The 26,568-nt window shown below is 63.3% G+C and carries 27 protein-coding genes; 11 read left to right on the top strand and 16 right to left on the bottom strand.

Annotated features, from left to right (window positions below; all coding sequences use genetic code 11):
* Positions 1 to 11 precede the first annotated feature (11 nt).
* From NCT05_RS04115 to NCT05_RS04105, 3 genes are all read left to right on the top strand, one after another.
* Positions 12 to 1,109 (top strand): TIGR03118 family protein, encoded by a 1,098-nt coding sequence (locus NCT05_RS04115; RefSeq protein ID WP_250501787.1) that lies wholly within the window; start codon positions 12 to 14, stop codon positions 1,107 to 1,109.
* Positions 1,110 to 1,294: 185 nt separating this feature from the next.
* Positions 1,295 to 2,008, top strand: coding sequence for a pseudouridine synthase (locus NCT05_RS04110; RefSeq protein WP_008351140.1), 714 nt, complete (start codon positions 1,295 to 1,297; stop codon positions 2,006 to 2,008).
* Between the two features lie 122 nt (positions 2,009 to 2,130).
* Positions 2,131 to 2,307 carry a hypothetical protein gene (locus NCT05_RS04105; RefSeq protein ID WP_008351142.1) on the top strand — a complete coding sequence of 59 codons (177 nt, stop codon included), beginning with the start codon at positions 2,131 to 2,133 and terminating at the stop codon, positions 2,305 to 2,307.
* On the opposite strand, the gene NCT05_RS04100 is transcribed toward NCT05_RS04105, so the two are convergent.
* Positions 2,304 to 3,317, bottom strand: coding sequence for an NAD-dependent epimerase/dehydratase family protein (locus NCT05_RS04100; RefSeq protein ID WP_250501786.1), 1,014 nt, complete (start codon positions 3,315 to 3,317; stop codon positions 2,304 to 2,306). The two genes, NCT05_RS04105 and NCT05_RS04100, sit on opposite strands and share 4 nt — an antisense overlap.
* A gap of 86 nt (positions 3,318 to 3,403) precedes the next feature.
* Between NCT05_RS04100 and NCT05_RS04095 the strand changes: the two genes are divergently transcribed.
* The 3 genes from NCT05_RS04095 to NCT05_RS04085 all read left to right on the top strand — a co-directional run bounded on the left by NCT05_RS04095 (position 3,404) and on the right by NCT05_RS04085 (position 6,314).
* A complete protein-coding gene (locus tag NCT05_RS04095; protein WP_008351145.1) occupies positions 3,404 to 4,435 on the top strand; it encodes a CDP-6-deoxy-delta-3,4-glucoseen reductase in 1,032 nt (343 codons plus the stop codon).
* Positions 4,436 to 4,710: 275 nt separating this feature from the next.
* Entirely contained in the window at positions 4,711 to 5,895 is a 1,185-nt protein-coding gene (locus tag NCT05_RS04090; RefSeq protein WP_250501785.1) for an acetylornithine transaminase, read from the top strand.
* Positions 5,892 to 6,314 (top strand): GNAT family acetyltransferase, encoded by a 423-nt coding sequence (locus NCT05_RS04085; RefSeq protein ID WP_175982808.1) that lies wholly within the window; start codon positions 5,892 to 5,894, stop codon positions 6,312 to 6,314. Before NCT05_RS04090 ends, NCT05_RS04085 begins: the two co-directional genes overlap by 4 nt.
* A gap of 61 nt (positions 6,315 to 6,375) precedes the next feature.
* On the opposite strand, the gene NCT05_RS04080 is transcribed toward NCT05_RS04085, so the two are convergent.
* The 9 genes from NCT05_RS04080 to NCT05_RS04040 all read right to left on the bottom strand — a co-directional run bounded on the left by NCT05_RS04080 (position 6,376) and on the right by NCT05_RS04040 (position 15,150).
* Entirely contained in the window at positions 6,376 to 7,086 is a 711-nt protein-coding gene (locus NCT05_RS04080; protein WP_250501784.1) for a hypothetical protein, read from the bottom strand.
* Positions 7,087 to 7,367: 281 nt separating this feature from the next.
* Positions 7,368 to 8,039 (bottom strand): hypothetical protein, encoded by a 672-nt coding sequence (locus NCT05_RS04075; RefSeq protein ID WP_008351152.1) that lies wholly within the window; start codon positions 8,037 to 8,039, stop codon positions 7,368 to 7,370.
* A gap of 160 nt (positions 8,040 to 8,199) precedes the next feature.
* Entirely contained in the window at positions 8,200 to 8,904 is a 705-nt protein-coding gene (locus NCT05_RS04070; RefSeq protein ID WP_008351154.1) for an ABC transporter ATP-binding protein, read from the bottom strand.
* A gap of 18 nt (positions 8,905 to 8,922) precedes the next feature.
* Positions 8,923 to 9,699, bottom strand: a complete 777-nt coding sequence (locus NCT05_RS04065; RefSeq protein ID WP_008351156.1) for an ABC transporter ATP-binding protein — start codon at positions 9,697 to 9,699, stop codon at positions 8,923 to 8,925.
* A 17-nt stretch (positions 9,700 to 9,716) separates the two neighbouring features.
* A complete protein-coding gene (locus NCT05_RS04060) occupies positions 9,717 to 10,886 on the bottom strand; it encodes an ABC transporter permease subunit (protein WP_008351157.1) in 1,170 nt (389 codons plus the stop codon).
* A gap of 24 nt (positions 10,887 to 10,910) precedes the next feature.
* Positions 10,911 to 11,861, bottom strand: coding sequence for a branched-chain amino acid ABC transporter permease (locus NCT05_RS04055; protein WP_008351160.1), 951 nt, complete (start codon positions 11,859 to 11,861; stop codon positions 10,911 to 10,913).
* A 212-nt stretch (positions 11,862 to 12,073) separates the two neighbouring features.
* Positions 12,074 to 13,300 carry a branched-chain amino acid ABC transporter substrate-binding protein gene (locus NCT05_RS04050; protein ID WP_008351162.1) on the bottom strand — a complete coding sequence of 409 codons (1,227 nt, stop codon included), beginning with the start codon at positions 13,298 to 13,300 and terminating at the stop codon, positions 12,074 to 12,076.
* Positions 13,301 to 13,729: 429 nt separating this feature from the next.
* Positions 13,730 to 14,692 (bottom strand): 4-hydroxy-3-methylbut-2-enyl diphosphate reductase, encoded by a 963-nt coding sequence (gene ispH / locus NCT05_RS04045; RefSeq protein ID WP_008351164.1) that lies wholly within the window; start codon positions 14,690 to 14,692, stop codon positions 13,730 to 13,732.
* A gap of 2 nt (positions 14,693 to 14,694) precedes the next feature.
* Positions 14,695 to 15,150: an FKBP-type peptidyl-prolyl cis-trans isomerase gene (locus NCT05_RS04040; protein ID WP_008351167.1), complete on the bottom strand. Its 456-nt coding sequence runs from the start codon at positions 15,148 to 15,150 to the stop codon at positions 14,695 to 14,697.
* Between the two features lie 204 nt (positions 15,151 to 15,354).
* Between NCT05_RS04040 and radC the strand changes: the two genes are divergently transcribed.
* The 4 genes from radC to nadB all read left to right on the top strand — a co-directional run bounded on the left by radC (position 15,355) and on the right by nadB (position 18,523).
* Positions 15,355 to 16,104: a RadC family protein gene (radC, locus tag NCT05_RS04035; protein WP_008351169.1), complete on the top strand. Its 750-nt coding sequence runs from the start codon at positions 15,355 to 15,357 to the stop codon at positions 16,102 to 16,104.
* A 216-nt stretch (positions 16,105 to 16,320) separates the two neighbouring features.
* A complete protein-coding gene (gene rpmB / locus NCT05_RS04030) occupies positions 16,321 to 16,554 on the top strand; it encodes a 50S ribosomal protein L28 (protein ID WP_008351171.1) in 234 nt (77 codons plus the stop codon).
* Positions 16,555 to 16,565: 11 nt separating this feature from the next.
* The gene (gene rpmG, locus NCT05_RS04025; RefSeq protein ID WP_007180630.1) at positions 16,566 to 16,733 is read left to right on the top strand and encodes a 50S ribosomal protein L33; all 168 of its coding nucleotides are present in this window, start codon (positions 16,566 to 16,568) and stop codon (positions 16,731 to 16,733) included.
* Between the two features lie 191 nt (positions 16,734 to 16,924).
* Positions 16,925 to 18,523, top strand: a complete 1,599-nt coding sequence (gene nadB / locus NCT05_RS04020; RefSeq protein ID WP_250501783.1) for an L-aspartate oxidase — start codon at positions 16,925 to 16,927, stop codon at positions 18,521 to 18,523.
* Here nadB and nadC read toward each other — a convergent pair.
* The 6 genes from nadC to purN all read right to left on the bottom strand — a co-directional run bounded on the left by nadC (position 18,520) and on the right by purN (position 25,384).
* On the bottom strand, positions 18,520 to 19,392 hold the full coding sequence (gene nadC / locus NCT05_RS04015) for a carboxylating nicotinate-nucleotide diphosphorylase (RefSeq protein ID WP_250501782.1): 873 nt from the start codon (positions 19,390 to 19,392) through the stop codon (positions 18,520 to 18,522). The genes nadB and nadC overlap by 4 nt on opposite strands.
* Positions 19,392 to 20,519, bottom strand: a complete 1,128-nt coding sequence (gene nadA / locus NCT05_RS04010; RefSeq protein WP_250501781.1) for a quinolinate synthase NadA — start codon at positions 20,517 to 20,519, stop codon at positions 19,392 to 19,394. The genes nadC and nadA overlap by 1 nt, the downstream gene beginning before the upstream one ends.
* A gap of 115 nt (positions 20,520 to 20,634) precedes the next feature.
* On the bottom strand, positions 20,635 to 21,831 hold the full coding sequence (locus NCT05_RS04005; protein WP_008351187.1) for a DesA family fatty acid desaturase: 1,197 nt from the start codon (positions 21,829 to 21,831) through the stop codon (positions 20,635 to 20,637).
* Positions 21,832 to 22,070: 239 nt separating this feature from the next.
* A complete protein-coding gene (locus NCT05_RS04000) occupies positions 22,071 to 23,435 on the bottom strand; it encodes a mechanosensitive ion channel family protein (RefSeq protein ID WP_175982812.1) in 1,365 nt (454 codons plus the stop codon).
* 3 nt (positions 23,436 to 23,438) lie between these two features.
* Complete coding sequence (locus NCT05_RS03995; protein ID WP_008351189.1) at positions 23,439 to 24,737, bottom strand: RsmB/NOP family class I SAM-dependent RNA methyltransferase; 1,299 nt, start codon at positions 24,735 to 24,737, stop codon at positions 23,439 to 23,441.
* The gene (purN, locus tag NCT05_RS03990) at positions 24,734 to 25,384 is read right to left on the bottom strand and encodes a phosphoribosylglycinamide formyltransferase (RefSeq protein WP_250501780.1); all 651 of its coding nucleotides are present in this window, start codon (positions 25,382 to 25,384) and stop codon (positions 24,734 to 24,736) included. The genes NCT05_RS03995 and purN overlap by 4 nt, the downstream gene beginning before the upstream one ends.
* A gap of 149 nt (positions 25,385 to 25,533) precedes the next feature.
* Here purN and NCT05_RS03985 point away from each other — a divergent pair, with 149 nt between their 5' ends.
* The gene (locus NCT05_RS03985) at positions 25,534 to 26,529 is read left to right on the top strand and encodes a bifunctional riboflavin kinase/FAD synthetase (RefSeq protein WP_008351191.1); all 996 of its coding nucleotides are present in this window, start codon (positions 25,534 to 25,536) and stop codon (positions 26,527 to 26,529) included.
* The last annotated feature ends 39 nt before the right edge of the window (positions 26,530 to 26,568 follow it).

Genomic DNA, 26,568 nt, shown 5'->3' with positions numbered 1-26,568 from the left:
GAGTCACCATCATGCAAACCGGATTGTTGCGCCGTCTGGTGGTTTGCGCCGCCGCGGTCGTCTCGCTCGCGGGCATCGCCTCATGCGGCGGCGGCTCGGACGACAACATGCCGACGGCGACACGTTTCAAGATGTCGATCGTCGTCTCCGATGGCGCCGTGTCCGCGCCTCACACCGACCCGAATCTGAAGAACGGCTGGGGCGTGGCGTTCAACCCGAACGGCTTCGTTTGGGTCGCCGACAACGGCACGCAGACGGCCACGCTCTACGACGGCAACGGCGTCGTTCAGTCGCTGGTCGTATCGATCCCTCCGAGCGCGTCCGGGCCCGCCAAACCGACAGGAATCGTCTTCAACAAGGGACCGGATCTCACGCTCTCGCGCAACGGCAAGTCGGGCGTCGCCGCGTTCGTCTTCGCGGGAGAAGGCGGCTCGATTACCGCGTGGGCGCCCGCCGTCGACATGACGCACGCGTTCACCGCCGTCGATTCGAGCGCGTCGGGCGCGATCTACAAGGGACTCGCGATCGCCACGACGTCGACCGGCGCGCATCGCCTTTACGCGACCGATTTCCATAACAACAAGGTCGACGTCTTCGACGGCACGTTCACGAAGATCGCCGTGCCCGGCGGCTTCAGGGACGCGCAGATTCCGGCGGGTTTCGCGCCCTTCGGCATTCAGACGATCGGCTCGAAGATATTCGTCACCTACGCGAAGCAGGACGGCGACGCCGAGGACGACGTGCCGGGCGTGGGCCTGGGCTTCGTCGACGTGTTCGACATCGACGGCAATCTGACGCAGCGCTTCGCGGCGAACGGGCCGCTCAACGCTCCGTGGGGCATCGCGCAGGCGCCCGGAAACTTCGGCACGTTCAGCAACGATATCCTCATCGGCAATTTCGGCGACGGCACCATCAACGCGTTCGATCCGAATACCGGCGCGTTCGTCGGCGCGCTCACGGATACCGGCGGCGCGCCGCTCGTGCAGCACGGTCTGTGGGGCATCGCGTTCGGCAACAACCTGAACGCGCAGCCGTCGAACACGCTGTTTTTCGCCGCCGGGCCGAACGACGAAGCCAACGGCGTGTATGGCCGCATCGACATGCAATGACGCGCACGCGACGATTCCCTGGGCGATGACGCTGGCCGCGGACGCATGGCCGTCCGAAAGCGCATCGCCACGCTCGGCGCCGCCCGCGGTTCGGGCGGCGCTTTTTTTGGCGATGCGAAGCGCGCCGGCGCGCGCGGACCGAAAGCGCGGCTTGCTAGAATGCGCGCTTCAACTCCGCTCATCCGATGGACCTCGAAACCCTCCTCTTCTCCCAAGGCTTCGGGTCGCGCCGCCAGTGCCGCGGCATCGTGGCCGAAGGCCGCCTGCGCATCGCGGGCATCGTGCGCGACGATCCGCACGCCCATCTCCCCGTCACGCCCGGTCTCGAATTCGAAGTCGACGATCATCTCTGGACGTATCGCGAGAAGGCGTACATCGCGCTCAACAAGCCCGCGGGCTACGAATGCTCGCGCGATCCGCAGCATCATCTGAGCGTGTTTCATCTGCTGCCGCCGCAACTCGCCGAGCGCGGCGTGCAGGCCGTCGGCCGACTCGACCAGGACACGACCGGCCTGCTGCTGCTTTCCGACGACGGCGCGTTCGTGCACGCGTTCACGTCGCCCAAGCGCAAGGTGCCGAAGGTCTATCTCGCGACCGTGCGTCATCCGCTCGACGGTCTGCAACTCGCGAAGTTGCGCGAAGGCGTGCTGCTGCACGGCGAGCCGAAACCGAGCGCCGCGCTCGCCGCCAAACAACGCGGCGAACGGCTGCTCGAACTCACCGTGCTCGAAGGCAAATACCATCAGGTCAAGCGCATGGTCGCGGCCGCGGGCAACCGCGTGGAGAAGCTGCATCGCGAGCGGGTCGGCGGTTATGCGTTGCCCGACACGCTCGTCGAAGGCGCATGGCGCTGGCTCGAAGACGCCGATCTCGCCGCGTTGCGAAACACTTCGCATTGAGCATGCAAATCGGTGAATCCCCTCACCGGCGGACGCTGCGATGCAGCATGCCTTCCACGTTTCGTACTCTTATACTGGTCTAACGGATACCAAAATGATTACGAAAAAAGCAGGAGGGCATCATGGTCTCCCAATCGGCCGTTGCGCTGGTAGCGTTCGTCGCGCTGTGCGCAGTCCTCATCGGGGTGCTGGGCTTCGTCATGCACATGCGCCACAAGTATTCGCCGAATCTCATCGGCGCATTGATCGGCGCGTTGATGTGCTTCGTTCTGCTCGAAACGATTCCGGCGCTGATCTAACGCCGCGCGTTCTGCTTTAGGAACGCGTCGACCGTCGGATGGCGCAGCACGTAGCCCAGTTCGCGCTTCAGGCGCGTGTTGGCGAGCCGCCGCGATTCGCGCATGAACGAAAGCGTGACCGGCTCCAGGCGCGTTTGCGCTTCGCTGCGCGAAATGCGCGGCACGCGCGTCAGGCCGTAGGCATCGGCCACGCGGTCGAAGTAATCCGCCATGCGCAAATCCGTGTCGTCCGACGCGTTCACGACGCGCTGCGCACGCCCGCGCGCGAGCGCACGCACGAGAATGGCCGTGAGATCGTCGGCGTGAATGTGGTTCGTGTAGACGTCGTCCGGTTCGGCGAGCGCGGGCATGCCCTTTTCGATGCGCGCGATCGGCAGGCGGTTGGCCGCGTAAATGCCCGGAATCCGCACGATCGACACCCGCCAGCCGCTTTTCACGCCCGCCGCGCGCAACTGCCGCTCCGCCGACACGCGCCGCCGCGCGCGTTCGTTCGCAGGCCGCGCAGGCCGCGTTTCGTCGATCCACGCGCCGGCGCAATCGCCATAAACGCCGGTCGTGCTCGCATAGACGAAACGCGTGCGCTGCCCGTCCCGGCGCTTCGCGGCCGCACGAAGACCGTCGGGTACAATGAAAGATGTTTTTCCGGCGCGATCCGCATGCAGCCAATGGCTTGCGGCGGCGCGCGCCACCGAGCGGCGCGGTCTGCGCAGCGCGGCGATCAGCGCGCGCGTGCGGCGGTCCGAATCGCCGTCGCGCTGAGGCGGCGCGAGATGCAGCACGTCGCGTGCGAGGCCGGCGAGCCTTGCGAGGCTGCGGCGCACATCGAGATCGCCGGAAATGGGCGTCGCGCCGGCCGCGCGCAATTCGCCGGCGCGTTCAGGATGATGCGTGAGCGCGACGACGCGGGGCGCAGCGGCGCGCGCATGCAGAAGCGGCAACGCGCGCATGCCGACATCGCCGCATCCGACGATCAGGACGCGCGCGCGGCGAAGGTTTCGAGTGGCGATCATCGGAGCATTTTATCCGTCGCCTGAAACCCGCGTGCGGCGTCCGAAAAGACTCACGAGACAACTCCACACATCGCAGAAATCGATCTATGGCTTTCAACGTAACGCTCCGGCAAAGCGGCCGGCAGTTTCAAGTAGAACCCGACGAACCGGTGCTGACCGCCGCGCTGCGCCAGGGCATCGGCCTGCCGTACGGCTGCAAGAACGGTGCGTGCGGTTCGTGCAAGGGCGCCGTCGTGAGCGGCGAGGTCGAGCAGGCGCCGCATTCGTCGTCGGCACTGTCGAACGACGAAAAGACGCGCGGCATGGCCCTCTTCTGTTGCGCGACCGCGCAGACGGATTTGACCATCGACGTGCGCGAAGTCGCGGGCGTCGGCGACGTCCAGGTGAAAAAGCTGCCGTGCCGCGTGAACGCGCTCGAACGCAAAGCCGACGACGTCATCGAACTGAAGCTGCAACTGCCCGCGAACGAACGCCTGCAGTATTACGCGGGCCAGTACATCGAATTCATCCTCAAGGACGGCAAGCGCCGCAGCTATTCGATGGCGAGCCCGCCGCATCACGAAGGGCCGCTCGAACTGCACATTCGCCACATGCCGGGCGGCACGTTCACGGATCACGTCTTCGGCGCGATGAAAGAGCGCGACATCTTGCGCTTCGAAGGCCCGCTCGGCACGTTCTTCCTGCGTGACGAGTCCGACAAGCCGATCGTTCTGCTCGCTTCGGGCACGGGTTTCGCGCCGATCAAGGCGATCATCGAACATGCGGTCTTCAAGAATCTGAATCGCCCGATGACGCTTTATTGGGGCGGCCGCCGCAAGAAGGATCTCTACATGATGTCGCTCGCCGAACAGTGGGCGCGCGAGGTTCCGAATTTCAAGTTCGTGCCGGTGCTCTCCGAACCCGACGCCGGCGACGCCTGGACGGGCCGCACGGGCTTCGTTCATCGGGCTGTCATCGAAGATCTGCCAGACTTGAGCGGCTATCAGGTGTACGCGTGCGGCGCGCCCGTGATGGTGGAATCGGCGCAGCGCGACTTCACGCAGCATCATCGGCTGCCGGAGGACGAGTTCTACGCGGATTCGTTCACGAGCGCGGCAGATCTCGCGCATCCCGTGTGAGCTTGCACACAACGTGCACGCGGACAAAAAATCCGCGTGCACGGTTTACAGGCGGCAACCGCTTAACGTATCCTTCGCGAATGCTCAAAACCCTGAACGCACTTCGACGTCGCCGCTCGCCGCTTCCCTAGGGATGCCGCTGGCTCGTCACGCATTGCGCTCACGGTTCGGTCTTGTCGAAGCGTACGAAATGAAGCCACGGAAATCCGTGGCTTTTGTTTTTTCCGCATCGTTTTCCTCTTTTTCTCGCACTAGCCTTCGTGGAGCCCGCTGTCATGAATTTCAATGAGTACCCCGTTGATTCGCTGATGTACATCACGAACCGTCCCGAGATCGTGTTCACGCATGGCAAGGGTTCCTGGCTCTACGACAACACGGGCAAGCGCTATCTCGACTTCATCCAGGGCTGGGCGGTGAACTCGCTCGGCCACTGCAACGAAGGCATGATCGAGGCGATTGAAAAGCAGGCGCGCACGCTGATCAACCCGTCGCCCGCGTTCTACAACGCGCCGATGGCGCAGCTCGCCGGCCTGCTCACCGCGAACAGTTGCTTCGACAAGGTGTTCTTCGCCAACAGCGGCGCGGAAGCGAACGAAGGCGCGATCAAGCTCGCGCGCAAGTGGGGCAAGAAGTTCAAGAACGGCGCGTACGAGATCATCACGTTCGACCACAGCTTCCACGGCCGCACGATCGCGACGATGTCCGCGAGCGGCAAGCCCGGCTGGGACACGATCTACGCACCGCAAGTGCCGGGCTTTCCGAAGGCCGATCTGAACGATATCGCGTCGGTCGGGAAGCTCATCAACGAGAAGACCGTGGGCGTGATGCTCGAGCCGATTCAGGGCGAAGGCGGCGTAATTCCCGCGACGCGCGAATTCATGCAGCAACTGCGCGAATTGACGAAGAAGCACAACATCCTGCTCATCGTCGATGAAGTGCAAAGCGGATGCGGCCGCGCGGGAACGCTGTTCGCGTACGAGCTGTCGGGCGTCGAGCCGGACATCATGACGCTCGGCAAGGGCATCGGCGGCGGCGTGCCGCTCGCGGCGCTCCTGTCGAAGGCGGACGTCGCGTGCTTCGATGCGGGCGATCAGGGCGGCACCTACAACGGCAATCCGCTGATGACGGCGGTCGGCTACTCGGTGATTTCGCAACTCGTCGCGCCGGGCTTTCTCGAAGGCGTGCGCGAGCGCGGCGAGTATCTGAAGCAGGAACTGCTGAAGCTGTCGGACGAGCGCGGCTTCAAGGGCGAGCGCGGCGAAGGTTTGCTGCGCGCGTTGCTGCTCGACAGCGACAAGGGTCCGCAAATCGTCGAGAAGGCGCGTCTGATGCAGCCCGACGGCCTCCTCCTCAACGCGGCGCGCCCGAATTTGCTGCGCTTCATGCCCGCGCTCAACGTGACGAAGGACGAGATCGACCAGATGATGACGATGCTGCGTTCGGTGCTCGATTCGCTGTGATCATCCGCACTTTCGATGCAGGCGATCGCGACGCCGTGATCGCCCTGTGGCGCGATGTGTTTCCGGAGTACGCGGACGCATCGCGGCCGCAGCGCGATCCGGCGCTGTCGATCGAGAACAAGATGCGCACGCAACCGGAGCTGTTCTTCGTCGGCTCGATGGATGGCGAAGTGATCGGCACGGTGATGGCCGGTTACGACGGGCATCGCGGCTGGGTGTATTCGCTTGCTGTCACGCCTGCGCTGCGCGGCCGCGGATACGGCAGTGCGTTGATGAAGCACGCGGAAGCGGCGTTGACGAAGCTCGGCTGCCCGAAGGTGAATCTGCAGATTTTGTCGTTCAAGACGGAGCTGCGCGGGTTCTATGAAAGGCTCGGGTATCGGATGGATGAAGTGGTGAGTTTGGGGAAGCGGCTTTGACGCGCGAACTCAGGCTGAACGCTTCGACAAGGCCGCTATCTTTCTCAGATGTCGACCAGGTTCAACAAGAAAAGCAGATTTGAGGCATCTCGTCGACGGCCGCTGCGCGTCTTTGCTTTCTTTGCGGATTGCGCGCCGCATCTTCTACCGACGAGCCGCGCACCTTGAACGACGGATTGGGTTCGATCGAAATGTTGCGAAAGACCACGTCCGTTGTGCCGCTTTCTTCCCTGTATTTCAGCGTCAGGTCTACGTTGTAATCAGTGAGCCAAACGCCGTCGTACTCCACGACGAATCCGCTCTGCGTCGCTACTGAGCAGTGGGTTTCGACTGCGGAGCCGGTGAGCGAAGCAAACACGTCGAACGCCGGTTTTGTGTTTCCGACCCGGCACTGCATGCGCTTTTCGCCCTTTCGGGAAGGCTGAGGAACGGACATATCAAATTCCGCCCCTTTGACCAGGGTCTGTGGGGTCGCGCGGATCGCAGTGCTATCCTTGAGGTTCGCCATGCCGATCTGGCTATCGCCCCACAGTTCCTGAGAACGCAGGTCCGCCATTCGGTAGTAGGTCCGGAAATAGGCCCATGTAACCGCACTATCTCCAGCGGTCGTGACGCTTTGCTCCGAAACGACACCATTGTCGTGACGGTTCACAAGAGTTGACGTGAAGGGCACACGCTTCAGTGGTGAGCGTGAATCGACCCAATCTGCTTCGATGATCAGTCGCTTGTAGGGAAGAATCCGGCTGCCCTTAGCGGGAAGACCGCGTTGCACCACCTCGCCATAGCGTCGAAAAGTATTGGCGCAGCATCGCGCCCTGCGGCGAATCCGGGTCGATACCTGATGATGCAAGCCGCGAGTTGAAGTCCGCCAAGTCTCTCGTCTCGGCGGATACGGGTGCGATCGGTTGAGTCTGTCCTGTCGCCGTCGGTATCGAGAGGAAAGCGAAGGCAGCCAAGAGCCAACGTATGATTTTCAAGCGTTGCATATATTCTTATCTGATCTGAGAGGTTCGAATGTGAATGGCCGAGCGAAAGGCGATGCAAGGCTCGCGATCATTGCGAAGTTGAATTCGAATCCGTGTCAACTCTCGCGTCGGCACATTTGGCAGCGCGTGTCACAGCGACGGGTTCATCCATGTCATGGCCGTCGATAAGACGAACGGATATCCAGCACTGCCTGCCCCTCATCTCGAGAAACGCATCGTAGTCACGGCCCGCAACCGGACTGAAAGTCACACGCGGTGGAGTACACCACCAATGGGCGTTACCCGCACTGCCGCTCGTTCCCATGCTCAGGACAATCGGCTGGCCGCCCGCCACCACATACTCTCTGATGGAATCCTTGAACTCCAGGCCGTCGACTCGCATGAACTCGCGCGGGCTCGGCGGCATGCCGATAACCTCGCTCCGCGACGAATATTTCCAATTGGCAAAAAAACCGTCGTCACCGGCCACCCATTCAGCTCCCTCGACGGAACCGCCATAACAGGCGTGATTGGGAAGGTACGAGGCAGTGCGCGTTCCGTTGCCGGAGAGAAGTCTGATACGCGCAGAGACCGCGCTATCGTATTCCGGCGCCGCGACGGTCACGTTATGACTGGGCTGCGGAAACAATCCGCAGCCCGTCAGTGCCATCGTGGCTGCGATGAGGAGGTGGCCGCGCTTCGGCAGCTGGCTGAGACTGGAGGTGAACATCGCGCAAAATCCCCGATTCTTGATCGGCATCCTGAGCTTCGATAGTGGGAAGAATCTGAGAAAGCGGGCTAATGCGACAGATGACGAGAAAGCGAGAACGATTTGGCGAAGCACCCGTAATCCTGGAAAAGAAAAAAGCCGACTGTCTCGCGACAGTCGGCTCCCTTTCGAGCATCGGACGGTTAAGTCTTCACTCACCCAAATACGCCGCCCTGACCTTCGGATCATCGAGCATGACCTTCGCGTCGCCGGACATCGTCACCGTGCCTGAATCCATCACGTAACCGCGATTCGCCGCCTGCAGCGCGAGACGCGCGTTCTGCTCCACGAGCAGCACCGTCAGCCCTTCCTTCGAGATTTCCCGCACGACTTCGAAGATCTTCTCGACCATGATCGGCGAAAGACCCATCGACGGTTCGTCGAGCAGCAAGAGCTTCGGGCGCGACAGCAGCGCGCGGGCCATCGCGAGCATCTGCTGTTCGCCACCCGACAGCGTGCCCGCGTACTGCGACGCACGTTCCTTCAGACGCGGAAAGAAGCCGAACATGCGCTCCGTGTCCTTCTGAATGCCGTCCGAATCGTTGCGCAGATACGCGCCCATCTGCATGTTCTCGAGAATCGACATGCGCGCGAAGATGCCGCGGCCTTCCGGCACCATCGCGAGGCCGCGCTTGAGCAGTTCGTGCGTCGGCACGCCCTTGATCGACTGGCCCATGTACTCGATATCGCCGCCCGAGTACGGCTTGAGGCCGGTGATGGCCTTCATCGTCGTCGTCTTGCCCGCGCCGTTCGCGCCGATCAGCGTAACCAGTTCGCCCTGCCCGACTTCGAGATCGACACCCTTCACCGCCTGGATGCCGCCGTAATTCACCTGCAGACCCTTGACCTTCAACATTGCGCTTGTGGTCGCCATTTAGTGCACCCCCGCACCCAGATATGCCTCGATCACCTTCGGGTCCTTCTGCACGTCCTGCGGCAGACCTTCGGCGATCACCTTGCCGTAATCGAGCACCGTCATGCGGTTGCACAATCCCATCACGAGTTTCACGTCGTGTTCGATCAGAAGAATCGTCTTGCCGTCCGCGCGGATCTTGTCGAGCAGACGCGTGAGCTCGACCTTCTCCGTCGCGTTCATGCCGGCGGCGGGTTCGTCGAGCGCGAGCAGCTTCGGATCGGTCGCCAACGCGCGCGCGATCTCCAGACGGCGCTGATGCCCGTACGACAGATTGCGCGACGTGTAATCCGCGTATTGCAGCACGCCGACGTATTCCAGCAGTTCGAGCGCGCGCTCCTTGATCTCGCGCTCTTCGCGGCGTTCGGCGGGCGTCTGGAACACCGCGCCGACCAGACCGTGCTTCGTGCGAACGTGACGTCCGACCATCACGTTCTCCAGCGCCGTCATGCCGCCGAAAAGACGAATGTTCTGGAACGTGCGCGCGATGCCCGCCTTCGCCACCTGATAAACCGCCGTCGGGGTGTACGCCTGGCCGTCGAGCTTGAACTCGCCCGAATCCGGCGTGTAGAGACCCGTGATCACGTTGAAGAACGTCGTCTTGCCTGCGCCGTTCGGGCCGATCAGACCGTAGATTTCGCCTTCCTTGATTTCGAGGCGTACGTCGGACAACGCCTGCAAGCCGCCGAAACGCTTGTTGACGCCCGTGACGGAAAGTCGTGTTTGCTTATCGCTCATCTTTCAATCCCCCGCCTTTAAGCACGCACCGGCTTCTTGCCGTTGCGCTTCGCGATCTTCGCGATCTTGTCTTCGTGTTTCGCGGCGGGCCACAGGCCTTCCGAGCGATACAGCATGATCAGCACCATCGCCAGACCGTACAGCAACTGGCGGATGACTTCGGTATCGACAAGCTGATGACCGAAGATGGCGTTCTGCAGCGGACCCATTGTCGTGCGCAGGAATTCGGGGAACACGGCGAGCAGCACCGCGCCGAGAATCACGCCCGGAATATGGCCCATGCCGCCCAGCACCACGCACGCCAGCACGACGATCGACTCCCAGAACGTGAACGATTCCGGCGACACGAAGCCCTGGAACGCACCGAACATCGCGCCCGACAGACCGCCGAACGACGCGCCCATCGCGAATGCGAGCAGCTTCACGTTGCGGGTGTTGATGCCCATCGCCTTCGCGGCGATTTCGTCTTCGCGGATAGCGGCCCACGCGCGGCCGATACGCGAATGCTGAAGGCGCGTACACACCCAGATCACGAACAGCGCGCACAGCACGAACAGGTAGTAGTACAGGTACACCGACGGGAATTTGAAGCCGAAGAACTCGTGCGTCTGCGCGAGGCTGTAGCCGCCGACGTGCACCGGATCGATACCCGTGATGCCCTTCGGACCATTCGTGATGTTGACCGGACGATCGAGGTTGTTCATGAAGATCCGGACGATTTCCCCGAAGCCCAAGGTCACGATCGCGAGGTAGTCGCCGCGCAGACGCAGCGTCGGTGCGCCGAGCAGCACGCCGAAGGTCGCGGCGAGCGCCATCGCGATCGGCACGATGATGAGGAACGGCACATGCAATCCGTTCGGCGCGAGCGCCGCGATCCACTCGAATTGCGTCGACAGTTGCGGCGACGACAACAACGCCGCCGTGTAAGCGCCGACCGCGTAGAACGCGATGTAGCCCAGGTCGAGCAGGCCGGCGAAGCCGACCACGACGTTGAGACCCAACGCGAGCATGACGTAGAGCATCGCGAAGTCGAGCACGCGGACCCAGTAGTTGCCGCCCGCTGCGCCGATGACCATCGGCGCGGCAATCACGAACACAGCGGTGAGAATGCCGATGACGAGCGTCTTCGTCATGTTCTTCTCGGGGATGAGCGTCGTGGACGGCTCAATCGGTTGAATCGAAGTCATTTTTTTGAGCTCCTCACACGTTCTTTAAGCGCGGTCCGCGACACGTTCGCCGAGCAGACCCGACGGACGGAACACGAGCACGATGATCAGCACGACGAAGGCGAAGACGTCCTGGTAGTTGGAACCGAAGACCCCGCCCGTCAGATTGCCGATGTAACCGGCGCCCAACTGTTCGATGAGACCGAGCAGCACGCCGCCCACCATCGCGCCGCCCAGGTTGCCGATGCCCCCCAGCACCGCCGCCGTGAACGCCTTCAGGCCGGGAATGAAGCCCATGTAGAAGTGCGCGTTGCCGTATTCCGACGCGATCATCACGCCCGCCAACGCAGCCAGCGCCGAGCCGATCATGAAGGTCGCGGAAATCACGAAGTTCGGGTTCACGCCCATCAGCGACGCGACGCCCGGGTTCTCGGCGATCGCGCGCATCGCGCGGCCGAGCTTGGTCTTGTGCACGAGGAGCAGCAGGCCGCCCATCACGAGGAACGCGACGACGATGATGACGATTTCGGTCATCGAGATCACCGCGCCCGGACGGGTTTCGTCGGCGGCGATAACGTTGATCGGATCGGTCGGCAGAAGCTGCGGGAAGGCGAGCGGATTGCGGCCCCAGATCATCATCGCGATGGTCTGCAAGAGGATCGAGACGCCGATCGCGGTAATCAGCGGCGCGAGACGCGGCGCCTTGCGCAGCGGCCGGTACGCGACGCGTTCGATGGTGTAACCGACGATCGCGCAGACGATCGCGGCGATAACGAGCGCGATCGTCAGCATGATCGGTCCGGGCAAGCCGGGCGCGTGATTCTGCATGACGCCGATGGCGGAGAGCGCGACCATCGCGCCGACCATCAGCACGTCGCCGTGCGCGAAGTTGATGATGCCGAGAATGCCGTACACCATCGTGTAACCCAACGCGATGATGGCGTAGACGCTGCCAAGCACCAGACCGTTGAGGATCTGCTGGATGAAAATATCCATTTAAAGCTCCTTAGCCCCGTGCGATTCGATAACGCCTTTATCACCGGCCGATAAACCGGTGTGAAGTGAAATCTGAAGCGGCACTGCGCGTACTTTTAAAAAACCGGTAAGGGTTGAGCGCCGATCGTCCGCCCGCGGCCGGATGAGGCTGCGAGCGGTTCACGGACGGATACGAAAACAGCGCCGCCGGATAGCTGGCGCCGCCAGACTGCCTACTGCTTGACGACGTCGAGTACGTCCTTCTTCTTGTCCTTGAAGTCGTACAGCGTGATGGTCCCCGCCTTCAGGTCGCCCTTGTCGTCGAATGCGATATGCCCCGTCAGACCGTTGTAGTCGGTCGTGGCAATCGCAGCGAGCACCTTGGGCGCTTCGATGGAGTTCGCACGCTTCATTGCATCGACGATCACGTACATCGCGTCATACGTGAACGGCGCGTAAATCTGCACCGGCGTGTGAAAGCGCGCTTCGTACTTCTTCTCGAAGTCGGCTCCCTTGTCCATCTTCGAAAGCGCGAGCCCCGCCTCCGAGCAGACGATGTTCTGCACCGCGTCGCCCGCGAGCTCGGCCACCTTGTCGGTGCAGACGCCGTCGCCCGCCAGAATCTTCGCCTTGATGCCGAGCGCCGCCGCTTCCTTGGCGAACGGGCCGCCCGTCACGTCCATGCCGCCGTACATCACGACGTCCGGCTGGATGCGCTTGATCTTCGTGAGAATCGCTTTGAAGTTGCGCGCCTTCTCGGTCGTTGCTTCGCGCGCGGCGATCTTCACGCCGCCGGCCTGCGCGCTCTTCGTGAATTCGTCGGCGAGGCCGCGGCCGTAGGCACTCGCGTCGTCGACCACGACGATCTTCTTCGCGTGCAGCGTCTTCATCGCGTAGCCGGCGAGGACCGGGCCCTGCAACGCATCGGTCGCGACGACGCGAAACGTCGTCTTGTAGCCCTGCTTCGTGTACTCGGGATTCGTCGTCGACGGCGAAATCTGCGCGATGCCCGCATCGCTGTAGATCTTCGACGCCGGAATCGACACGCCCGAATTCATGTGGCCGATCACCGCAACCACGTGGTCATCGACGAGCTTCTGCGCGGCTTCGGTGCCGACGCGCGGATCGGCTGCATCGTCCTGGGCGTCGAGCTCGAGGCGGATGGAACGCCCGTCGATGGTCAAGCCTTGCGCGCTGATCTCCTCCAGTGCGAGACGCGCGCCGTTTTCGTTGTCCTTGCCGAGGTGAGCCTGCAGGCCCGTGAGGGGCGCCACATGACCGATCTTCACGACAGTTGCTTCGCTCGCGGGCGCTGGCGCCGGCGCGGACGCAACGGGCACGGCGGCGGAACTCGCTGCCGATGCCGCTGTGCTCGCCCCGCCTTCATCCTTCTTGCCGCATGCGGTTGCCATTGCAACCGCAGCCGCGATGGACACGGCGTGAGCAAACTTGAATCGCATCAAATAGGTCTCCTGCGCCTCTAAAAACTGTCGTCGTGAACCCTTCTGGCCTCAAGACGCGCGCATTGTAACGCTAAATATGAGACGAGCAATATTCTTGCGTGGCGGGGTTTTCCAGCATTGCAACCAGCATTTTCGAGCGATTTTCCGGCTAGAGCGCAACCGGGTTGCGATCCGCATTTGTGCAGCAGTTGCACCACAACGGGAACAGGTTTAATCGATCGGTTCCGACGGTTACGTTTGCTTATCGGATTTACGGGGAAACCCTGAAGGCTTTCGGCGAAATTGCTCGTCGCGGCGCGCGCCCCATATCGGTGCTTACGCTTGGTGTCATCTCTCGCGTGAGGGTTCCGTTTCGATGGCGCCCGATGGGTTTCAAGCGCGAAAAAAAAAGCGCCCGCAGGCGCTTTTTTAGAGGAAGGCCGCTAGTTACTGCGGCAGCGACAGTCCGCGCGGCAGCGGAAACGAGATCGTCTCTTCGATGCCTTCGAGCGAGCGCACGTTGCGCACGCCGAGTTCACGCAGACGCGCGATCACGGCCTGAGCCAGCACTTCCGGCGCCGATGCGCCCGCCGTCACGCCGATGCGCTTCTTGCCTTCGACCCACCGCGGATCGATCTGCGTCGGCGAATCGACCATATAAGAAGGGATGCCGCGCTTCTCAGCGACTTCACGCAGACGGCTCGAATTCGAGCTGTTCGGGCTGCCGACGACGATCACGACGTCGCACTGCGGCGCGAGAAATTTCACCGCGTCCTGGCGATTTTGCGTCGCGTAGCAGATGTCCTGCTTCTTCGGCTCCTTGATCTCGGGATACTTGCTCTTGAGCGCGTCGATGATCGCGGAGGCATCGTCGACCGAAAGCGTCGTCTGCGTCACGTACGCGATGCGCTGCGGATCGGGCAGATCGAGCTTCAGCACGTCGTCGATATCCTCGACGAGATGCATGCCCTCGCCCGACTGGCCCATCGTGCCTTCGACTTCCGGATGACCCTTGTGGCCGATCATCACGATGTCGAAGCCTTCCTGACGCATCTTCGCGACTTCGATATGCACCTTGGTCACGAGCGGGCACGTTGCGTCGAACACGCGCAGGCCGCGCGCCTCCGCTTCGCTGCGCACCGCTTTCGAGACGCCGTGCGCGCTGAAGATCAGTGTCGCGCCTTCGGGCACGTCGGAAAGCTCTTCGATGAAAATCGCGCCCTTCTTGCGCAGATCGGCGACGACATATGCGTTATGCACGATCTCGTGGCGCACGTAGATGGGCGCGCCGAACAATTTGATCGCGCGCTCGACGATCTCGATCGCGCGATCGACGCCCGCGCAAAACCCGCGCGGCTGCGCGAGCAGGATTTCGACGTCGGTCTGAACTTCGTTGAGGCTTTCAATCATGGTTACAGAATCCCGATGATTTTCACTTCGAAGACGAGCGCCTGGCCCGCGAGCGGGTGATTGAAATCGAACAGTGCCGCCGTTTCGCCGACTTCCTTCAGCACGCCGGCGTAGCGTCCGCCGTTCGGCGCGTTGAATTCGACGAGATCGCCGGGAGAAAAATCCTCGCCGATCATGCTGTTTTCGCGCAGCGTCGCGAGCGACACCCACTGGACCAGTTCCGGATTGCGCGGCCCGAACGCCTGATCCGGCGTTAGCTGAAAGGTCGAATGGTGGCCGACCTTCAGTCCCAGCAAAATCTCTTCCAACGGTTCGGCGAGTTGCCCTGCGCCTAGCAGAAGCGTCGCGGGCTTGTCGGCGAACGTATTGACGATGTCAGCACCATCGGCAAGCGCGAGCCGGTAATGAAGCGTGACGTGCGAACCGGGTTTCACCTCGGAGATATCGATGATGCTCATGAGTATTGGATGTGGCCGTTCGTTTGAAGGCAGGGCGCAGGCCCCGCATGGGGCGGCTCTTCGGCGCGTGGCAGCGAACCGCACGGCGCCCGTGCGAACCGGACGCCAAAACCGCTATTGTAAGACAGAGTTGTGGCAGCACGCGTCACGCGGCTCAGTCCCGTGTGCGCTTGCCCGCACGCCACGCGGTCCGGGAGCACCGCGATGAGCGCCGATCTGCGGCTCGTGCCGCCGCTCGTCGCACCCGACGGCGACAGTTTGTCCGCGATCGCGCCTCTCCTGCCGATCCGCAAGTGGGCGCGCGCGGACCGGCCGCGCGAACGCCTGCTCGATACAGGCCCGGCGTCGCTGTCGGACGCGGAACTGTTCGCCTTGTTCCTGCGCACCGGCCTTCCGGGGGCCACGGCCGTCGATGTGGCGCGTCAGCTTCTGCTGCGTTTCGGGTCGCTGCGCGGCGTGCTGGACGCGTCGGCGGCGGAATTGCGCGAACTGCGCGGCATCGGGCCGGCGCGGGCGGCGACGCTCATCGCCGTATCGGAATTGTGCCGGCGCGCGCTCGCCGAGAAGGCGCGCGATCGCGAACTGCTGAACGCGCCGGGCGCGGTGGAAGACTATCTGCGGCTCTTGATCGGCACGCGGCCCTACGAGGTGTTCATCTCTCTGTATCTGGATGCGCGCCATCAGTTGCTGCATGTCGAGGAGTCGGCGCGCGGCTCGCTGACGCGCGTGGCCGTGTATCCGCGTGAGATCGTGCGGCGCGCGCTCACGCTGAACGCGGCGGGGCTCATCGTCGCGCATAATCATCCGTCGGGCGGCGTCGAGCCGAGCGCGAACGACCGGCGGCTCACCAAGACGCTGCAGGACGCGCTGACGCTCATCGACGTGCGGCTGCTCGATCACATCGTCGTGGCGGCGAACGAGGTCTTCTCGTTCGCGCGGCATGGCTGGCTGTGACGGCATAAAACGTTTGATATTGCAGCGTTTTTCCTGTTAGAATCCTCGTTTGCTTTTCTCAACCCGCCTGTTCCGAACGAATGCGGCCCTCATTGGCATAACCGTGCTGCCAAGTCCCCGATCGGCAAATTGGGCGATAAGAGGCATCGAAGCTGAAAGCGAGTGCTTTCGATTCGAGCGTTCGTCTCGGACTCAACGTGTATTAGGAGTGTCACCATGGCACGCGTATGCCAAGTAACTGGGAAAGGCCCGATGTCGGGCAACAACGTTTCCCACGCAAACAACAAGACCAAGCGTCGCTTCCTGCCGAACCTGCAGAATCGCCGTTTCTTCGTTGAAAGTGAAAATCGCTGGGTGCGTCTGCGCGTTTCGAACGCCGGCCTGCGCCTGATCGACAAGAACGGTATTGACGCCGTGCTCGCAGACCTGCGCGCACGCGGTGAAATCTAAGGAGCACGCACATGGCCAAGGGCGCACGCGACAAGATCAAGCTGGAATCGACCGCAGGCACGGGTCACTTCTACACGACGACCAAGAACAAGCGCAACATGCCGGAAAAGATGCTGATCAAGAAATTTGATCCGGTCGTCCGCAAGCACGTTGAGTACAAGGAAACCAAGATCAAGTAAAAGCCGCTTGATTTTTGAGTAGCCTGCACGAAGACAGCAGAAAGCCCCGCACCTCGCGGGGCTTTTTGTTTTCCGGCGCCGCTTTAACACGCTTTGCACACGATCGTGCGGGGGTTTTCGCTGTCACGGAATGTTCATGCGCGTTATGCTTGCCGGCTATCGACGAAGAACACGGACGGAGAACCGGCAGCATGAATTTCGATGTGGCGATCGTAGGAAGCGGCCTCGCGGGTCTGAGCGTCGCGCTCAATCTGGCCGAGACGCGGCGCGTCGCGATTCTCGCGAAGCGCGCGGCGAGCGTCGGCGCGAGCGATTGGGCGCAAGGCGGCATCGCGGCGGTGCTGGACTCCGCCGACAGCGTCGACAATCACGTCGACGATACGCTCGTCGCGGGCGGCGGACTGTGCGACGAAGCCGCGACGCGCTTCATCGTCGAAAACGGGCGCGCCGCGATCGAATGGCTCATCGACGAAGGCGTGCCCTTCACGCGCGATGTCTCCGCCGAACTCGGCTTCCATCTGACGCGCGAAGGCGGTCACAGTCATCGCCGCATCATCCACGCCGCCGACGCGACCGGCCACGCGGTGGTCACGACGCTTTCCGAACGCGTGCGCAACCATCCGAACATCACCGTCCTCGAAGATCACTACGCGATCGACCTGATCACGTCCGACCGTCTCGGGCTGCCCGGCCATCGCTGTCACGGCCTCTACGCGCTCGATCTGAACTCGGGCCGCACCGTGACGATCCAGGCGCCGCACACCGTTCTCGCGACAGGCGGCGCGGGCAAGGTCTATCTCTATACGACCAATCCCGACACCGCGACCGGCGACGGCATCGCAATGGCGTGGCGCGCGGGTTGCCGCGTCGCGAACATGGAGTTCATCCAGTTCCATCCGACGTGCCTCTTCCATCCGTATGCGAAGTCGTTTCTGATCTCCGAAGCGGTGCGCGGCGAAGGCGGCGTGCTGCGTCTGCCGGACGGCACGCGCTTCATGCCCGCGCACGACGAGCGCGCCGAACTCGCGCCGCGCGATATCGTCGCGCGCGCGATCGACTTCGAGATCAAGAAGCGTGGCATCGATTGCGTGTATCTCGACATCAGCCACCAGCCGCGCGCGTTTCTCGAAGAGCACTTTCCGACGATCCTCGCGCGCTGCGCCGAATTCGGCATCGATATCGCGAAGGAGCCGATTCCCGTCGTGCCCGCCGCCCACTACACCTGCGGCGGCGTCGTCACGGACCTCGCGGGGCGCACGGATCGTCCGGGGCTGTATGCGGTCGGCGAGACGTCGTACACGGGTCTGCACGGCGCGAACCGGCTCGCGAGCAATTCCCTGCTGGAATGCCTCGTGATCGGGCGCGCGGCGGCGCAGGCGATCGAAGCGGACGGTTTCTCGAATGGCCGTCACGCCCAACTGCCCGACTGGGACGAAAGCCGCGTGTCCGATCCGGACGAGGAAGTCGTCGTCGCGCACAATTGGGACGAGCTGCGCCGCCTGATGTGGAATTACGTCGGCATCGTGCGCACGGACAAGCGCCTTGCGCGCGCGCAACATCGCATCGCGCTGCTGCGCGACGAGATTCACGAGTACTACGCCAACTTCAAGGTGAGCCGCGATCTGCTGGAACTGCGCAATCTCGTCGATGTGGCGTCGCTGATCGTCGAAAGCGCGTGCTCGCGCCGCGAGAGCCGCGGCCTGCATTACAGCCGCGACTGGCCCGCGACCTTGCCGAAAGCGCTGCCGACGGTGCTGATGCCGCCGGCCGCGCGCCGCACGAGCCTTTAGAGCAGACGCATCGAGAAATCGGTCGCGCGCACGTCTTTTGTGAGCGCGCCGATGGAAATGCGATCGACGCCCGTGTCCGCGATCGCGCGCACCGTGTCGAAGTTCACGCCACCCGACACTTCGAGCAACGCGCGCCCGGCCGTGATGCGCACCGCGTCGCGCATCATGTCGAGCGTGAAGTTGTCGAGCAGGATCGATTCGGCCCGATGTGCGAGCGCCGTCTCGAGTTGCTCCAGCGTTTCGACCTCGATCTGAATCGGCACGCCCGCCTTCAGCGCGAGCGCCGCATCCATCGCCGCGCCGACGCCGCCCGCCGCTGCGATATGGTTTTCCTTGATGAGAATGCCGTCGTAGAGCGCGAGGCGCTGATTCGCGCCGCCGCCGACGCGCACCGCGTATTTCTGCGCGAGCCGCAAGCCCGGCAGCGTCTTGCGTGTGTCCAGAATCCGTGCGCGCGCGCCTTCGATCGCGTCGACATAGCGGCGCGTGGCGGTCGCGACGCCCGACAGCAATTGCAGGAAGTTGAGGCCGTTGCGCTCCGCCGTCAGAAGCGAGCGCGCCGGGCCGTGCAGCAGTACGACCGTGGAGTTGGCCGCCATGCGATCGCCTTCGCGATACTGCCATTCGACTTCGATCGTCGGATCGACGCGGCGCATGACTTCGTCGAACCAAGGCGCGCCGCACAGCACCGCTTCCTCGCGCACGATGATGCGCGCGGTGCGGCGGGCGTCGGCGGGCACGAGGCGCCCGGTGTGATCGCCCGTGCCGACGTCTTCTTCGAGCGCATCGACGACATTGCGTGCGAGCGCATCGTCGAATGCTTCGCCGTATTGCTTGCGGACTTCCTCGAAAATCGCCGGATACGTCATCACGCGGCTCCCACGTTCGAAAACAGCGTTCCGTCCTTGGCGAGATCGCCGCTCGCCTGCACGCGTTTCTTGTGACGCGCCGCGAAGTCGAGCATGCGATCGATCGGCACGCGCGCGCGCTGCCCGATGGTCGGATCGACGTGAATCTCGTTGTGACCGCGTTCGAGCACGTCGGCGAGATTGGCGAGACCGTTCATCGCCATCCACGGACAGTGCGCGCAGCTCTTGCAGGTCGCGCTGTTCCCGGCGGTCGGCGCTTCGATGAAAATCTTGCCGGGCGCGGCGAGCCGCATCTTGTGCAGGATGCCGAGGTCCGTCGCGACGATGAAGCGCTTCGCGTCCAGCTTCACCGCGGCGTCGATGAGTTGCGTGGTCGAGCCGACGACATCCGCGAGCGCGACGACGCCTTCCGGCGATTCCGGGTGCACGAGGATTTTCGCGTCGGGATATTCGTTGCGCAGCAAATCGAGCTCGATGCCCTTGAACTCGTCGTGGACGAGACATGAACCTTGCCACAGCAGCATGTCCGCGCCGGTCTTCTTCTGGATATAGCTGCCGAGGTGACGATCCGGCGCCCACAGGATTTTTTCGCCGCGCGCGTGTAGATCGGCGACGATTTCAAGCCCGATCGACGATGTGACCATCCAGTCCGCGCGCGCCTTCACGGCCGCGCTCGTGTTCGCGTACACGACGACCGTGCGGTCCGGATGCGCGTCGCAGAATGCTGAGAATTCGTCGGCCGGGCAGCCGAGGTCGAGCGAGCAGGTCGCGTCGAGGTCGGGCATCAGCACGCGTTTGTCCGGACTCAGAATCTTGGCCGTCTCGCCCATGAAACGCACGCCCGCGACGACCAGCGTTTTCGCAGCATGATCGCGGCCGAACCGCGCCATTTCGAGCGAGTCGGCAACGCAGCCGCCAGTTTCGTCGGCGAGTTCCTGGAGCTCAGCGTCGACATAATAGTGCGCGACGAGCACGGCTTCTTCGCGCTTGAGCAACGCGCGAATGCGCTCCTTCAACTCGCGCTTCCGTTCGGCCGACGGTGCGTCCGGCACGCGCGCCCACGCTTCGCCCACTCCACACGTCAGGCCTTGCGGCCGGTCGTACTCGACGCTCCTGATCGCTTCCATGTCCCTGTCCCCTGCTCCGTGCCAACAACGTAACGCAAGAATCGGCTGCACAAAAACAAAGACCCCGCCAGAGCGGGGTCTTGTGACGTCCTTAAATTTTAACGGATATCGCGCGTCAGGCGTAGCGGCGCAGACGCAACGCGAAGTCTTGCAGCGCCTTGATGCCGCTTTCTTCCGCGCGATGGCACCAGTCCTGCAATTGCGTGACGAGTTGCTCGCGCGATGCGTTGGAGCGATCCCACATCGCCGACAGATCCTTGCGCAGCTCGATGAACGTGCGCAGCTTCTGATTATCCGAAGTCAGCTCCGGCAGTTGCTTCAACTGCGGCTCGTTCAGGCCGTCTTCTTCCTTGTGGAACCACTTGCGCGCACCGCGCATCAACTGATACTTCTCGCGCGCGCCGGCCTCCTTCAGCTTCGCCAGTTCCTGCGCGTAGGCGTGCTTGAGCGCCTTGCCGTAGCGCGCCATCACTTCGTAGCGGTTGGCGAGCACGGCCTGCAGCGTGTCCTGATCGACGACGGCCTTGCTGGCGGCGAGCTTCGGCGTCGGCGCGACCTTCTTGACCTTCGCGAGGCCGACCATCGACATCATGCGGATGTACAGCCAGCCGATGTCGAACTCGTACCACTTGCTCGACAGCTTCGCGGACGTCGCGAACGTGTGATGGTTGTTATGCAGTTCTTCGCCGCCGATCAGAATGCCGAGCGGGAAGATGTTCGTCGATGCATCCGACGAATTGAAGTTGCGGTAGCCCCACCAGTGCGCGAGACCGTTGACGACGCCCGCCGCCCAGAACGGGATCCAGATCATTTGCACGGCCCAGACCGACAGACCGACGATGCCGAACAGCGCCACGTCGATGACCATCATGATGCTGATGCCCAGGATCGGATAACGCGTGTAGACGTTGCGTTCCATCCAGTCGTTCGGCGTGCCGTGACTGAACTTGCGCATGGTTTCTTCGTTTTTCGCTTCCGCGCGATAAAGCTCCGCGCCTTCGAGCAGCACCTTCCAGATGCCGCGCGTCTGCGGGCTGTGCGGATCTTCTTCGGTTTCGCACTTCGCGTGGTGCTTGCGGTGGATCGCCGCCCACTGGCCGGTCAACATGCCGGTGGTCATCCACAGCCAGAAACGGAAGAAGTGGCTCGCGACCGGATGCAGATCCAGCGCGCGATGCGCCTGGCAACGGTGCAGGTAAATCGTGACGCCGGCGATCGTGACGTGAGTCATCGCAAGCGTGAACAGCAGAATCTGCCACCAGGAGAAGTCCAGCAATCCGTTGGCGAGAAATTCAAGGGAAGAATTCAGCAAGGCAGTTACCTGTGTAGCTGTGAAATTCGGGAAAAATGGCCGGTCGAACAGACTTCGAACAACGCGTTGGGCACATGAAAGGAACGTGCGCAAGTTCGCTCGCATTCTACTGCATGCGTTCCAAGTCTTTGTCCTAAAGGTGAAATTTTTTGAATCGTACCAAAACGAGGAAAAACTCACGCCCCGAATTGGTGTTGATTCCGACGCCAAATCGAAAGATTGGTTCTGACGATCAGCGATCAGGCGGCAGGCGCAGCGCTTTCACCGCCGCTTCCGGCATTAAGTACCGATTCGCCGCCCGGGCGGGGCACGCCGTCGATAATCCTTATCTCGCGCTGAGCGTACGGGATTTCAATGCCATGCTCACAGAATAACCGCCAAACCGCCCGATTTACGTGCGACTTTACGCCGCCTGTACCTTTGGCGGCCTCTTCGATCCAGAAGCTCAGTTCGAGATTGATTCCGTCCGCGCCGAAGCTCGCGAGCAGTGCCGCGGGCGCCGGGTCCTGCAACACGCGCTCGACGCCCTGCGTTGCTTCGACGAGCAACTGCATCGCGCGTTCGACGTCGCAGCGATAGCTCACCTGCACCGCGATCTTCGCGTTGCCGCGCGTGAGAAACGACGAATGGTTCTGCACCACGTCGGTGATGAGCTTTTCGTTCGGAATCAGCGTTTCGATGCCGTCGAGGCCGCGCACCACCGTGTATCGGGTGCGAATCTGCGTGACCGTGCCCTGATTTCCGCTGACATTGATCATGTCACCGAGCCGCAAGGAGCGGTCCAGCAGAATGATGAAGCCCGATACGTAATTGCTCGCGATCTTCTGCAAGCCGAAGCCCAGCCCGACGCCGAGCGCGCCGCCGAACACGCCGAGCACCGTGATGTCGATGCCGACGATCGACAAGCTCACCAGAATGGCGGCGAGGATCATCAGCGCCCGGCCGACGCGCGCGAGCACCACTTTGAGATTCGCGTCGAGCGAGCGGGCGCGCATCAGGCGGTCGTCGAGCAGCGCGCCCGCCCACATCGCGACGATCAGCGTCACGCACACCCACAGCACGCCCGAGGCGAGCGAGAGCAGCGTCATGTGCGCGTTCGCGAAGTTGAAGCGCACGCTCGCCATCCAGTGGACGACGTCGTCCTGAATGCCCATGACGGTGAGCACCATCGTCACCCAGACGATCACGGTGACGAGTTTCTCGAAGAGATACAGCAGCGCGTTCGCCTCGTGCTCCGTCTGGCCGCGGCTGAACACGCGCCGCGCGACGTAGAGCATCGTGTAGATGACGGTGATGCCGCACAGCGGCACGAGCGCGAGCCGCAACAGCGACGTATGGATGAACGGCGCGAGCACGACCTGCGCGATCGACACGAAAACCGTGCCGAGCAACGGAAACAGCGCCTTGTTGAGACTTTCCGCGCCGAAGCGCACGGCTTCGAAACGCGACTGGCGGCGCGCATCGAGCTTCTTGCGAAGCAGACGCGCGCACCACCACGCCACTACGAGCAGGCCGACGAGCGCGGCCACCTGCCAGATCACTTCCGGCTCGCCGAAATCGCGGAAGAGCCGCGCGGAGAGTTCGTTCAGGAAGTGGTTCTGCATTGCTTACGCGGTTTCTTCGGCCGCTTTGGGCGCTTTTGCGGCGTCCGGCACGCGCTCCAGCACCGCCGCGAAGAAGCCGTCGGTGCCGTGCTTGTGCGGCCACAGCGACAGGAATTCGCCCGTATCGAGGTCGATGCGCTGTTCCGCCAGCACGTCGCGCGCGGGCACGACGCGGAAGTTCGGATGCGTCTCGAGAAACTGCTTCACGACGTCTTCGTTCTCCGCTTCGAGCATCGAGCAGGTCGCATAGACGAGACGGCCGCCGGTCTTCACGAGGCGCGCGGCGCTCGACAGGATCGAGAGCTGCTTGGGCGTGAGTTCCGCGACGGTCGCGGGCGACTGGCGCCACTTCAGATCCGGATTGCGACGCAGCGTGCCGAGGCCCGAGCACGGCGCATCGACGAGCACGCGGTCGATCTTGCCCGCGAGACGCTTGATCTTCGCGTCGTGCTCGCTGTCGATCAGCACCGGATTCACGTTCGACAGACCGCTGCGCGCAAGCCGCGGCTTGAGCTTCGCGAGCCGGCGATCGGACACGTCGAAGGCGTAGAGACGGCCGGTCGAGCGCATCATCGCGCCGAGGGCGAGCGTCTTGCCGCCCGCGCCCGCGCAGAAATCGACGATCATTTCGCCGCGGCGCGGGGCCATCAGCGAGCAGAGCAACTGGCTACCCTCGTCCTGCACTTCGATCCAGCCTTCCTGGAACGGCGCGAGACGCGTGAGCGCCGGCTTGCCGTCCACGCGGATGCCGAACGGCGCGAACGGCATTTCGCCGGCGTCGATGCCCGCTTCGGTCAGCGCCTTCAGCACGACCTTGCGATCCGCCTTGATCGGATTCGAGCGCAGATCGAGCGGCGCGGGATAGTTCAGCGCGGCGGCGAGCTGCGCGAGTTCCTCCGGCTCGAAGCGCTTGCCCATCGCGTCGTAGATCCACTGCGGCAGGTTGGTCCGCACGCGCACCGGCAAGCTCGCCGGATCGATCTTCGAGACTTGCGAGAGCCATTGATACTCATCGGCCGAGACGAACGGCTTCAGCGCGGAGAGCCCGGCCGTCTGCATCAGCCCGAGCAGCGCCAGACGGCGCGCCTGGTTGCCGCTGCCGCTTTCCGCGAGATGCGAAAACTCCATCTTCCGGCGCAGCACCGCGAAAACCGCCTCGGCGATCACGCCGCGCTCGCCGTGCCCGAGCTTCGGATGCGCGCGGAAAAAGCGGCTCGTCGCGGCATCGGCGGGGCCGGAAAAGCGGAGCACGTCCGCAAGCAGCGTTTCGGTTTGTCCAATCAGAAATCCATGCAGCCTCATACGCCCTCCCCGGCAATGTCGGCAAAGAGCCATTGCGGCTCAGACGGCGTGAGCGCGACGCGCTCCCCTTCGATAGAAAGACGCCCTTCGATAAACCAGCGCACCGCGCGCGGATAGATGTCGTGCTCGACCTTGAGCACGCGCGCGGCGAGCGCGGCGGCATCGTCGCCGGCGACGACCGGCACCGCGCCTTGCGCGACGATCGGCCCGTGATCGAGCGTCGGCGTCACGAAATGCACGCTTGCGCCGTGCACGCGCACGCCGGCGTCGAGCGCCTGCTGATGCGTACGCAAGCCCGGAAAACACGGCAGCAGCGACGGATGAATGTTGAGCATGCGCCCGGCATATTTCCCGACGAAGGCGTCGGTCAGCACGCGCATGAAGCCGGCCAATACGATGAGATCGGGCTCGAAGCGATCGATTTCGCGCGCGAGTGCGGCATCGAACGATTCGCGACCGTCGAACTGACGATGATCCACCACGTTCGTTTCGATGCCGTTCGCGGCCGCGAACCCTAGCCCGGCGGCATCGGGCCGGTTGGAAATGACCGCGCAGACGCGAGCCGGCCAGCCTTCGCGCGCGCATGCACGCACGACGGCCTCCATGTTGCTCCCGCGTCCGGAGATCAGAATGACGATTTTTTTCATCCGCGGATTTTATCATTCGAAGGGTGCGAAAATCGTGCCATACGGGTTCGGTCAGGCATCGCGCCGGGGCGCTCGCGCCCGTCCTCCTTGCGAGCGTTTATAATCTAACGCTTTGCAGCATCAGCCCCTCCCACCGACCATCGCCTATCGTGAGAGTCTTTCGCGGCCTCCCCAATGCCGAAAGCCGGGCGCCCTGCGCACTGACCATCGGCAATTTCGACGGTGTCCATCGCGGCCACCAGGCGCTGCTCGCGCACGTGCGGGCAGCCGCCGACGCGCGCGGCCTGCCGGTCTGCGTGATGACTTTCGAGCCGCATCCGCGCGAGTTCTTCAATCCGGCGGGCGCGCCGCCGCGCATCGCGATGCTGCGCGACAAGCTCGAAGCGCTGCGCACCAACGGCGTCGATCGCGTGGTGGTCGAGCATTTCAACAAGACGTTCGCGGGACAATCGCCGGATACGTTCGTGAAGAACGTCATCGTCGATGGCCTGCACGCGCGCTGGGTCATGGTCGGCGACGACTTCTGCTACGGCGCGAAACGCGCGGGCAATTTCGAGTCGTTGAAAGCCGCCGGCGAGAAATACGGCTTCGAAGTCGAGCAGATGGCAACAGTCGCGCATCCGAACGGCACGCGCATATCGTCGTCGTCGGTGCGGGCGTCGCTCGTCGCGGGCGATCTCGACGCGGCGCAAGTCGCGCTCGGGCGCCCGTATGTCATCAGCGGTCACGTCGTGCACGGCGCGAAGCTCGGACGCGATCTCGGCTTTCCCACGCTGAATCTGCCGATCGCGCACAAGCGGCCGGCGCTCGCGGGCATCTTCGTCGTGCGCGTGCACGGCCTCGCCGATGAACCGCTGCCCGCCGTCGCGAGCCTCGGCCTGCGCCCGACCGTCGACGATTCCGGCCGCGTGCTGCTCGAAGTGTTCGTGCTCGACTGGCACGGCGACGCCTACGGCAAGCTCGTGCGCGTCGAATTCCTGAAGAAGCTGCGCGACGAGGAAAAGTACGTCGACCTCGAAACGCTCGGCCGCGCCATCGCGAAAGACGTCGACAACGCGCGCGCGTACTTCGGCCTGCCGCCCGCGAGCAACGCCGGCAGCCGCGCGACGGGCTTCGCCATCTCGGCGACCGACCGAATTAGGTGAGCGTGCGGCGCGTTCTTGTGCCGTCCGCTGCCCCGCTTC

Source organism: Caballeronia sp. AZ7_KS35 (assembly GCF_023631045.1).
Taxonomy (GTDB): domain Bacteria; phylum Pseudomonadota; class Gammaproteobacteria; order Burkholderiales; family Burkholderiaceae; genus Caballeronia; species Caballeronia zhejiangensis.
This window is presented reverse-complemented; position numbering and strand designations above follow the sequence as displayed.

Bases quoted from the DNA above. Each gene is read 5' to 3' on its own strand.
- NCT05_RS04115 (WP_250501787.1), top strand. From the start codon at position 12: ATGCAAACCGGATTGTTGCGCCGTCTGGTGGTTTGCGCCGCCGCGGTC.
- NCT05_RS04110 (WP_008351140.1), top strand. From the start codon at position 1,295: ATGGACCTCGAAACCCTCCTCTTCTCCCAAGGCTTCGGGTCGCGCCGC.
- NCT05_RS04105 (WP_008351142.1), top strand. From the start codon at position 2,131: ATGGTCTCCCAATCGGCCGTTGCGCTGGTAGCGTTCGTCGCGCTGTGC.
- NCT05_RS04100 (WP_250501786.1), bottom strand. From the start codon at position 3,317: ATGATCGCCACTCGAAACCTTCGCCGCGCGCGCGTCCTGATCGTCGGA.
- NCT05_RS04095 (WP_008351145.1), top strand. From the start codon at position 3,404: ATGGCTTTCAACGTAACGCTCCGGCAAAGCGGCCGGCAGTTTCAAGTA.
- NCT05_RS04090 (WP_250501785.1), top strand. From the start codon at position 4,711: ATGAATTTCAATGAGTACCCCGTTGATTCGCTGATGTACATCACGAAC.
- NCT05_RS04075 (WP_008351152.1), bottom strand. From the start codon at position 8,039: ATGCCGATCAAGAATCGGGGATTTTGCGCGATGTTCACCTCCAGTCTC.
- NCT05_RS04070 (WP_008351154.1), bottom strand. From the start codon at position 8,904: ATGTTGAAGGTCAAGGGTCTGCAGGTGAATTACGGCGGCATCCAGGCG.
- NCT05_RS04065 (WP_008351156.1), bottom strand. From the start codon at position 9,699: ATGAGCGATAAGCAAACACGACTTTCCGTCACGGGCGTCAACAAGCGT.
- NCT05_RS04060 (WP_008351157.1), bottom strand. From the start codon at position 10,886: ATGACTTCGATTCAACCGATTGAGCCGTCCACGACGCTCATCCCCGAG.
- NCT05_RS04055 (WP_008351160.1), bottom strand. From the start codon at position 11,861: ATGGATATTTTCATCCAGCAGATCCTCAACGGTCTGGTGCTTGGCAGC.
- NCT05_RS04050 (WP_008351162.1), bottom strand. From the start codon at position 13,300: ATGCGATTCAAGTTTGCTCACGCCGTGTCCATCGCGGCTGCGGTTGCA.
- ispH (WP_008351164.1), bottom strand. From the start codon at position 14,692: ATGATTGAAAGCCTCAACGAAGTTCAGACCGACGTCGAAATCCTGCTC.
- NCT05_RS04040 (WP_008351167.1), bottom strand. From the start codon at position 15,150: ATGAGCATCATCGATATCTCCGAGGTGAAACCCGGTTCGCACGTCACG.
- radC (WP_008351169.1), top strand. From the start codon at position 15,355: ATGAGCGCCGATCTGCGGCTCGTGCCGCCGCTCGTCGCACCCGACGGC.
- rpmB (WP_008351171.1), top strand. From the start codon at position 16,321: ATGGCACGCGTATGCCAAGTAACTGGGAAAGGCCCGATGTCGGGCAAC.
- rpmG (WP_007180630.1), top strand. From the start codon at position 16,566: ATGGCCAAGGGCGCACGCGACAAGATCAAGCTGGAATCGACCGCAGGC.
- nadB (WP_250501783.1), top strand. From the start codon at position 16,925: ATGAATTTCGATGTGGCGATCGTAGGAAGCGGCCTCGCGGGTCTGAGC.
- nadC (WP_250501782.1), bottom strand. From the start codon at position 19,392: ATGACGTATCCGGCGATTTTCGAGGAAGTCCGCAAGCAATACGGCGAA.
- nadA (WP_250501781.1), bottom strand. From the start codon at position 20,519: ATGGAAGCGATCAGGAGCGTCGAGTACGACCGGCCGCAAGGCCTGACG.
- NCT05_RS04000 (WP_175982812.1), bottom strand. From the start codon at position 23,435: ATGCAGAACCACTTCCTGAACGAACTCTCCGCGCGGCTCTTCCGCGAT.
- NCT05_RS03995 (WP_008351189.1), bottom strand. From the start codon at position 24,737: ATGAGGCTGCATGGATTTCTGATTGGACAAACCGAAACGCTGCTTGCG.
- purN (WP_250501780.1), bottom strand. From the start codon at position 25,384: ATGAAAAAAATCGTCATTCTGATCTCCGGACGCGGGAGCAACATGGAG.